Origin of the sequence: Escherichia sp. WS1118 (assembly GCF_046487695.1) — a bacterium.
In the GTDB taxonomy this organism is placed as follows: Bacteria; Pseudomonadota; Gammaproteobacteria; order Enterobacterales; family Enterobacteriaceae; genus Escherichia; species Escherichia coli.
In genome coordinates this window covers 1-6,846 of the sequence record NZ_JBJQIZ010000027.1, presented here as the reverse complement: position 1 = coordinate 6,846, position 6,846 = coordinate 1, and the positions used below count along the sequence as shown (strand labels likewise).

Sequence of the window (6,846 nt, the reverse complement as noted above, 5' to 3'; positions counted from 1 at the left end):
ACCTACGTGAAGGTCAATGGCCGCTGGGCGTATCTGTACCGGGCCGTCGACAGCCGGGGCCGCACTGTCGATTTTTATCTCTCCTCCCGTCGTAACAGCAAAGCTGCATACCGGTTTCTGGGTAAAATCCTCAACAACGTGAAGAAGTGGCAGATCCCGCGATTCATCAACACGGATAAAGCGCCCGCCTATGGTCGCGCGCTTGCTCTGCTCAAACGCGAAGGCCGGTGCCCGTCTGACGTTGAACACCGACAGATTAAGTACCGGAACAACGTGATTGAATGCGATCATGGCAAACTGAAACGGATAATCGGCGCCACGCTGGGATTTAAATCCATGAAGACGGCTTACGCCACCATCAAAGGTATTGAGGTGATGCGTGCACTACGCAAAGGCCAGGCCTCAGCATTTTATTATGGTGATCCCCTGGGCGAAATGCGCCTGGTAAGCAGAGTTTTTGAAATGTAAGGCCTTTGAATAAGACAAAAGGCTGCCTCATCGCTAACTTTGCAACAGTGCCGCGCGACGAGCAGCAGCACCAGGAGCAGAAGCACGTCGAGAAAAAGCAACAGCAGATCGAGCAGCGCCCACGGCGGGCCGCTCGCATCGGATAAGTCGAAAAATCCGGCTAAAGTGGCCGAGCTGCACATCAGGCCGCGCGGTTTTCCTCCCTGATCGCCGGCGCGGTTTCTTCCTCCCTGAACCGCATGCAGACTTGCCGCCTCGGACACCCCGAGGCGGTTTTTTTTCGCCTCGCTCGAGCATCGCCGCATCCGACGATGCCGAGACGACCAGGCCGCGCACGTCGAGCTGCAGCATCGCCATTGCCGACGATGGCACCAGGTCGCCGGCGGTGGCCACCGACCTCGAGCTCGCATCGCCACATCCGACGATGCGCGCCGGCGTCGACCATCGCCAGGTCTGACGATGGCGGCCGCCCTGCCCTGGATCTCGCATCGCCATTTCTGGCGATGAGATCCACGGAGCGGCCATTTAGACCCGCCAATAACGACCCGGCCAAGATAAATCGCATGACGGCCTTTTTGGCCGGGGGTAGCATGACCGGACACTTTGCGTATGCCCAAAGGAGCCCGCAAGTATGCGCAGGACGAAGCCAGTAGCCGCGCCGATGGTGGCGCGGGTCTATCTGCGCGTCAGCACCGACGCGCAGGACTTGGAACGCCAAGAGGCGATCACTACGGCCGCGAAGGCCGCCGGCTACTACGTCGCCGGCATCTACCGTGAGAAGGCATCCGGCGCACGCGCCGACCGGCCTGAGCTGCTGCGCATGATCGGCGACCTACAGCCCGGCGAGGTGGTCATTGCCGAGAAGATCGACCGCATCAGCCGCCTACCTTTGCCCGAGGCCGAGCGCCTGGTGGCCTCGATACAGGCCAAAGGCGCACGCCTGGCCGTCCCTGGCGTGGTCGATCTATCCGACCTGGCGGCCGAGGCCCAGGGCGTCGCCAAGATCGTGCTGGAAGCCGTGCAGATCATGCTTTTTCGCCTGGCCTTGCAGATGGCCCGCGACGACTACGAGGACAGGCGCGAACGCCAGCGCCAAGGCATTGAGTTGGCCCGCCAGGCCGGGCGGTACAAGGGCCGCCGTGCTGATCCGAAGCGCCGCGCCCAAGTTGTCGCGCTGCGCAAGTCCGGCTACAGCATCAACAAGACCGCCGAGCTGGCCGGGTACAGTGCGGCCCAGGTGAAACGGATATGGGCCGAGGTCAGCCAGGCCGAAGCGAAGCAGCACGGCGCGTTCGTGGAGGACGCATTGACGGAAGCCGATGCCCTGGCCGCTGTCGGCCAGGATGAGCGCCAGGAGGAAAGGGCATGAAGAAGCCGAACCAAGACGACGAGCCGTTTTTCATCACCGAGGAGATTGCGGCCGAAATGATCGCCGGCGGCTATGAGTTCGAGCTGCCGCCCATTCCTTGCACCATCCGCCTACGCGACGTGCTGGAGCGCATGACCGATGCTGAGCTAGCATTGCAGCCGGGCGAGATCGCCGACCAGGAGCGTGAACGCTGCCGGCGCAAGCCGTGTTCAACCTCATGATCTGGTCATGGTATTTTTCATGGCACTGAGCCTGATAGTTCTTGCAAATTGTTGTCACTAAAGGGTTTTGTGTGCTTGTTTACAATCGAGTGGGAGTGACGGGCACTGGCTGGCAATGTCTAGCAACGGCAGGCATTTCGGCTGAGGGTAAAAGAACTTTCCGCTAAGCGATAGACTGTATGTAAACACAGTATTGCAAGGACGCGGAACATGCCTCATGTGGCGGCCAGGACGGCCAGCCGGGATCGGGATACTGGTCGTTACCAGAGCCACCGACCCGAGCAAACCCTTCTCTATCAGATCGTTGACGAGTATTACCCGGCATTCGCTGCGCTTATGGCAGAGCAGGGAAAGGAATTGCCGGGCTATGTGCAACGGGAATTTGAAGAATTTCTCCAATGCGGGCGGCTGGAGCATGGCTTTCTACGGGTTCGCTGCGAGTCTTGCCACGCCGAGCACCTGGTCGCTTTCAGCTGTAAGCGTCGCGGTTTCTGCCCGAGCTGTGGGGCGCGGCGGATGGCCGAAAGTGCCGCCTTGCTGGTTGATGAAGTACTGCCTGAACAACCCATGCGTCAGTGGGTGTTGAGCTTCCCGTTTCAGCTGCGTTTCCTGTTTGCCAGCCGGCCCGAGATCATGGGGTGGGTGCTGGGCATCGTTTACCGCGTCATTGCCACGCACCTGGTCAAGAAAGCGGGCCATACCCACCAAGTGGCCAAGACGGGCGCGGTCACCCTGATCCAGCGTTTTGGATCGGCGCTCAATCTGAATGTTCACTTCCACATGCTGTTTCTCGACGGTGTGTATGTCGAGCAATCCCACGGCTCAGCGCGTTTCCGCTGGGTCAAGGCGCCGACCAGCCCAGAGCTCACCCAGCTGACGCACACCATCGCCCACCGGGTGGGTCGCTATCTGGAACGGCAAGGCCTGCTGGAACGGGATGTCGAAAACAGCTATCTGGCCTCGGATGCGGTGGATGACGACCCGATGACACCCCTGCTGGGGCACTCGATCACTTACCGTATCGCTGTCGGTTCACAGGCGGGGCGAAAGGTGTTCACTTTGCAAACTCTGCCGACCAGTGGTGATCCGTTCGGTGACGGGATTGGCAAGGTAGCCGGGTCCAGCCTGCACGCCGGCGTGGCGGCCAGGGCCGATGAACGCAAGAAGCTCGAACGGCTGTGCCGGTACATCAGCCGCCCGGCGGTATCCGAGAAGCGGCTGTCGTTAACACGAGGCGGCAACGTGCGCTACCAGCTCAAGACGCCGTACCGGGACGGCACCACGCACGTCATTTTCGAACCATTGGATTTCATTGCAAGGCTGGCCGCCCTGGTACCGAAGCCCAGAGTCAACCTAACCCGCTTCCACGGGGTGTTCGCACCCAACAGTCGGCACCGGGCGTTGGTCACGCCGGCAAAACGGGGCAGGGGCAACAAGGTCAGGGTGGCTGATGAACCGGCAACACCAGCACAACGGCGAGCGTCGATGACATGGGCGCAACGGCTCAAGCGTGTTTTCAATATCGACATCGAGACCTGCAGCGGCTGCGGCGGCGCCATGAAAGTCATCGCCTGCATTGAAGACCCTATAGTGATCAAGCAGATCCTTGATCACCTGAAGCACAAAGCCGAAACCAGCGGGACCAGGGCGTTACCCGAAAGCCGGGCGCCACCGGCTGAGCTGCTCCTGGGTCTGTTTGACTGACGAGCCTGAAGGCCAACGATACCAATCAAAATGCTGCGTTCACAGCGCCGCGGCAGGGATCCGCCGTGCTGGTTGTCGGAAAAGGAGCCGCTAGTGGGAAAGAGGAGGGTAAATTTTCAGCGTTGCTGGCTCCCCGTCAGCCGGATTGGGTTGCATCGCAGGGGTGTCGAAAGAGTCAACTGCGGTCCAAAGCTGTTGGACTTGGGTGAAAAGGGCGTTTATTCTTCCTATACGTGCCGCGTTCCAGGCGGCGACTATGAGGGCTATGTCGATGCCCATGTGCGCCGGCTGGAGGCGCTACGCCGGGCCGGTATCGTCGAGCGGATCGACGCCGACCAATGGCGCATCCCCGATGATCTGGTCAGCCGTGCCGCCGCCCATGACGCCGGCCGAGACAGTCAGGCCAGCGTTCGCGTCCTTTCCCCGGTCGATCTGAACAAACAGATCGGATCGGACGGCGCGACCTGGCTGGACCGGCGGCTGATCCACGGCGAGACGGCCGACCTTGCGCCAACCGGCTTCGGGCAACAAGTCCGCGAAGCCATGGACCAGCGCCGCGAGCACCATATCGAACAGGGCGACGCCACCCGCAGCCGGGACAGCCGCGTCTTCTACCGGCGCAACCTTCTCGCCATCCTGCGGGAGCGCGAGGTAGCCGGCGTCGGATCGGATATGGCTTTGAGTAAGGGCCTGCCGTTCCGCGCCGCCACGGACGGCGAGAGCGTCAGCGGCAAGTTTACCGGAACCGTGCATCTATCGAGCGGCAAGTTCGCCGTGGTCGAGAAATCCCATGAGTTCACCCTTGTCCCGTGGCGGCCGATCATCGACCGCCAACTCGGCCGCGAGGTTATGGGCATCGTGCAGGGCGGGTCGGTGTCGTGGCAGTTAGGGCGGCAGAGGGGGCTGGAACGCTGAGTGCGCCCATGCCGCATTGCGAAGCAAAAGATAATCGGATAAAATGTAGCAATTCATATTCGTAAGCGTGGAGTAATCAGATGGGAAATTCCAAGTCAGCAGACAAGTAAGCCGCAACAACCAGTATTGTTGTTGCGGCGCTCTGTAAGGCTAGTCTCATCTGATTGCTGACGAGCAGACGTCGCCCGGTATTCCTTAATCGAGGGTTGATTCGTCATGACCACCACACGCCCCGCGTGGGCCTATACGCTGCCGGCAGCACTGCTGCTGATGGCTCCTTTCGACATCCTCGCTTCACTGGCGATGGATATTTATCTCCCTGTCGTTCCAGCGATGCCCGGCATCCTGAACACGACGCCCGCTATGATCCAACTCACGTTGAGCCTCTATATGGTGATGCTCGGCGTGGGCCAGGTGATTTTTGGTCCGCTCTCAGACAGAATCGGGCGACGGCCAATTCTACTTGCGGGCGCAACGGCTTTCGTCATTGCGTCTCTGGGAGCAGCTTGGTCTTCAACTGCACCGGCCTTTGTCGCTTTCCGTCTACTTCAAGCAGTGGGCGCGTCGGCCATGCTGGTGGCGACGTTCGCGACGGTTCGCGACGTTTATGCCAACCGTCCTGAGGGTGTCGTCATCTACGGCCTTTTCAGTTCGATGCTGGCGTTCGTGCCTGCGCTCGGCCCTATCGCCGGAGCATTGATCGGCGAGTTCTTGGGATGGCAGGCGATATTCATTACTTTGGCTATACTGGCGATGCTCGCACTCCTAAATGCGGGTTTCAGGTGGCACGAAACCCGCCCTCTGGATCAAGTCAAGACGCGCCGATCTGTCTTGCCGATCTTCGCGAGTCCGGCTTTTTGGGTTTACACTGTCGGCTTTAGCGCCGGTATGGGCACCTACTTCGTCTTCTTCTCGACGGCTACCCGTGTGCTCATAGGCCAAGCGGAATATTCCGAGATCGGATTCAGCTTTGCCTTCGCCACTGTCGCGCTTGTAATGATCGTGACAACCCGTTTCGCGAAGTCCTTTGTCGCCAGATGGGGCATCGCAGGATGCGTGGCGCGTGGGATGGCGTTGCTTGTTTGCGGAGCGGTCCTGTTGGGGATCGGCGAACTTTACGGCTCGCCGTCATTCCTCACCTTCATCCTACCGATGTGGGTTGTCGCGGTCGGTATTGTCTTCACGGTGTCCGTTACCGCGAACGGCGCTTTGGCAGAGTTCGACGACATCGCGGGATCAGCGGTCGCGTTCTACTTCTGCGTTCAAAGCCTGATAGTCAGCATTGTCGGGACATTGGCGGTGGCACTTTTAAACGGTGACACAGCGTGGCCCGTGATCTGTTACGCCACGGCGATGGCGGTACTGGTTTCGTTGGGGCTGGTGCTCCTTCGGCTCCGTGGGGCTGCCACCGAGAAGTCGCCAGTCGTCTAACCGACGACTGGTAGCAGGCCCGCTCCGATGCGGCGCACTAACCATCGAAACCTCGTGAATGTCGGTATCCTGTCTGGCAGGATACCGCTCATTTCCCTTGTTCAGTTCATCGCCGTCGCCGAGCATCTGAATTTTCGGCATGCGGCCAAGGCACTTGGTATCAGCCAGTCGAGCGTCAGCGCGCGTGTGAAAGCGCTGGAGGATAACCTTGGTGTCCTGCTATTTGAGCGCCATGCGCGGGGCGTTCGGCTAACAGACGCAGGCAGGCACTTCATGGAGCGTGTCACGGCGGGTGTCGATCAACTCGATCACGCAGTGAAGACCGCGGAGTGACGGGCACTGGCTGGCAATGTCTAGCAACGGCAGGCATTTCGGCTGAGGGTAAAAGAACTTTCCGCTAAGCGATAGACTGTATGTAAACACAGTATTGCAAGGACGCGGAACATGCCTCATGTGGCGGCCAGGACGGCCAGCCGGGATCGGGATACTGGTCGTTACCAGAGCCACCGACCCGAGCAAACCCTTCTCTATCAGATCGTTGACGAGTATTACCCGGCATTCGCTGCGCTTATGGCAGAGCAGGGAAAGGAATTGCCGGGCTATGTGCAACGGGAATTTGAAGAATTTCTCCAAAGCCCGCGACGCAGCGCCGGCAGGCAGAGCAAGTAGAGGGCAGCGCCTGCAATCCATGCCCACCCGTTCCACGTTGTTATAGAAGCCGCATAGATCGCCGTGAAG

At 60.0% G+C, this 6,846-nt stretch carries 8 protein-coding genes and 2 pseudogenes; 9 read left to right on the top strand and 1 reads right to left on the bottom strand.

Annotated features, from left to right (window positions below; genetic code table 11):
• From ACJHYO_RS23735 to ACJHYO_RS23695, 9 genes and pseudogenes are all read left to right on the top strand, one after another.
• Nucleotides 1–468 (top strand): IS6-like element IS26 family transposase (locus ACJHYO_RS23735; protein WP_024167815.1); only part of this gene is annotated, 468 nt, incomplete at its 5' end.
• A 5-nt stretch (nucleotides 469–473) separates the two neighbouring features.
• Nucleotides 474–614, top strand: coding sequence for a hypothetical protein (locus tag ACJHYO_RS23730; RefSeq protein ID WP_001044210.1), 141 nt, complete (start codon nucleotides 474–476; stop codon nucleotides 612–614).
• A gap of 485 nt (nucleotides 615–1,099) precedes the next feature.
• Complete coding sequence (locus tag ACJHYO_RS23725) at nucleotides 1,100–1,837, top strand: recombinase family protein (RefSeq protein ID WP_001366550.1); 738 nt, start codon at nucleotides 1,100–1,102, stop codon at nucleotides 1,835–1,837.
• On the top strand, nucleotides 1,834–2,058 hold the full coding sequence (locus ACJHYO_RS23720; protein ID WP_000743213.1) for a hypothetical protein: 225 nt from the start codon (nucleotides 1,834–1,836) through the stop codon (nucleotides 2,056–2,058). The genes ACJHYO_RS23725 and ACJHYO_RS23720 overlap by 4 nt, the downstream gene beginning before the upstream one ends.
• 210 nt (nucleotides 2,059–2,268) lie before the next feature.
• On the top strand, nucleotides 2,269–3,762 hold the full coding sequence (locus tag ACJHYO_RS23715; protein WP_001120888.1) for an IS91-like element ISVsa3 family transposase: 1,494 nt from the start codon (nucleotides 2,269–2,271) through the stop codon (nucleotides 3,760–3,762).
• Between the two features lie 30 nt (nucleotides 3,763–3,792).
• Nucleotides 3,793–4,677: a DUF3363 domain-containing protein gene (locus ACJHYO_RS23710; protein ID WP_001447541.1), complete on the top strand. Its 885-nt coding sequence runs from the start codon at nucleotides 3,793–3,795 to the stop codon at nucleotides 4,675–4,677.
• Nucleotides 4,678–4,893: 216 nt separating this feature from the next.
• Nucleotides 4,894–6,108, top strand: coding sequence for a chloramphenicol/florfenicol efflux MFS transporter FloR (gene floR / locus ACJHYO_RS23705; RefSeq protein ID WP_000214121.1), 1,215 nt, complete (start codon nucleotides 4,894–4,896; stop codon nucleotides 6,106–6,108).
• Between the two features lie 27 nt (nucleotides 6,109–6,135).
• Nucleotides 6,136–6,441, top strand: coding sequence for a LysR family transcriptional regulator (locus ACJHYO_RS23700; protein ID WP_001255015.1), 306 nt, complete (start codon nucleotides 6,136–6,138; stop codon nucleotides 6,439–6,441).
• 111 nt (nucleotides 6,442–6,552) lie between these two features.
• Nucleotides 6,553–6,762, top strand: a pseudogene (locus tag ACJHYO_RS23695) (IS91 family transposase); the annotation flags it as partial.
• Here the strand turns inward: ACJHYO_RS23695 and ACJHYO_RS23690 are convergent.
• Nucleotides 6,708–6,846 (bottom strand): annotated as a pseudogene (locus ACJHYO_RS23690) (tetracycline resistance MFS efflux pump); the annotation flags it as partial. The pseudogenes ACJHYO_RS23695 and ACJHYO_RS23690 overlap by 55 nt on opposite strands.

What these genes read in the sequence shown, in the direction of transcription:
- ACJHYO_RS23725 (WP_001366550.1), top strand. Translation starts at nt 1,100, where the DNA reads ATGCGCAGGACGAAGCCAGTAGCCGCGCCGATGGTGGCGCGGGTCTAT.
- ACJHYO_RS23720 (WP_000743213.1), top strand. Translation starts at nt 1,834, where the DNA reads ATGAAGAAGCCGAACCAAGACGACGAGCCGTTTTTCATCACCGAGGAG.
- ACJHYO_RS23715 (WP_001120888.1), top strand. Translation starts at nt 2,269, where the DNA reads ATGCCTCATGTGGCGGCCAGGACGGCCAGCCGGGATCGGGATACTGGT.
- ACJHYO_RS23710 (WP_001447541.1), top strand. Translation starts at nt 3,793, where the DNA reads ATGCTGCGTTCACAGCGCCGCGGCAGGGATCCGCCGTGCTGGTTGTCG.
- floR (WP_000214121.1), top strand. Translation starts at nt 4,894, where the DNA reads ATGACCACCACACGCCCCGCGTGGGCCTATACGCTGCCGGCAGCACTG.
- ACJHYO_RS23700 (WP_001255015.1), top strand. Translation starts at nt 6,136, where the DNA reads ATGCGGCGCACTAACCATCGAAACCTCGTGAATGTCGGTATCCTGTCT.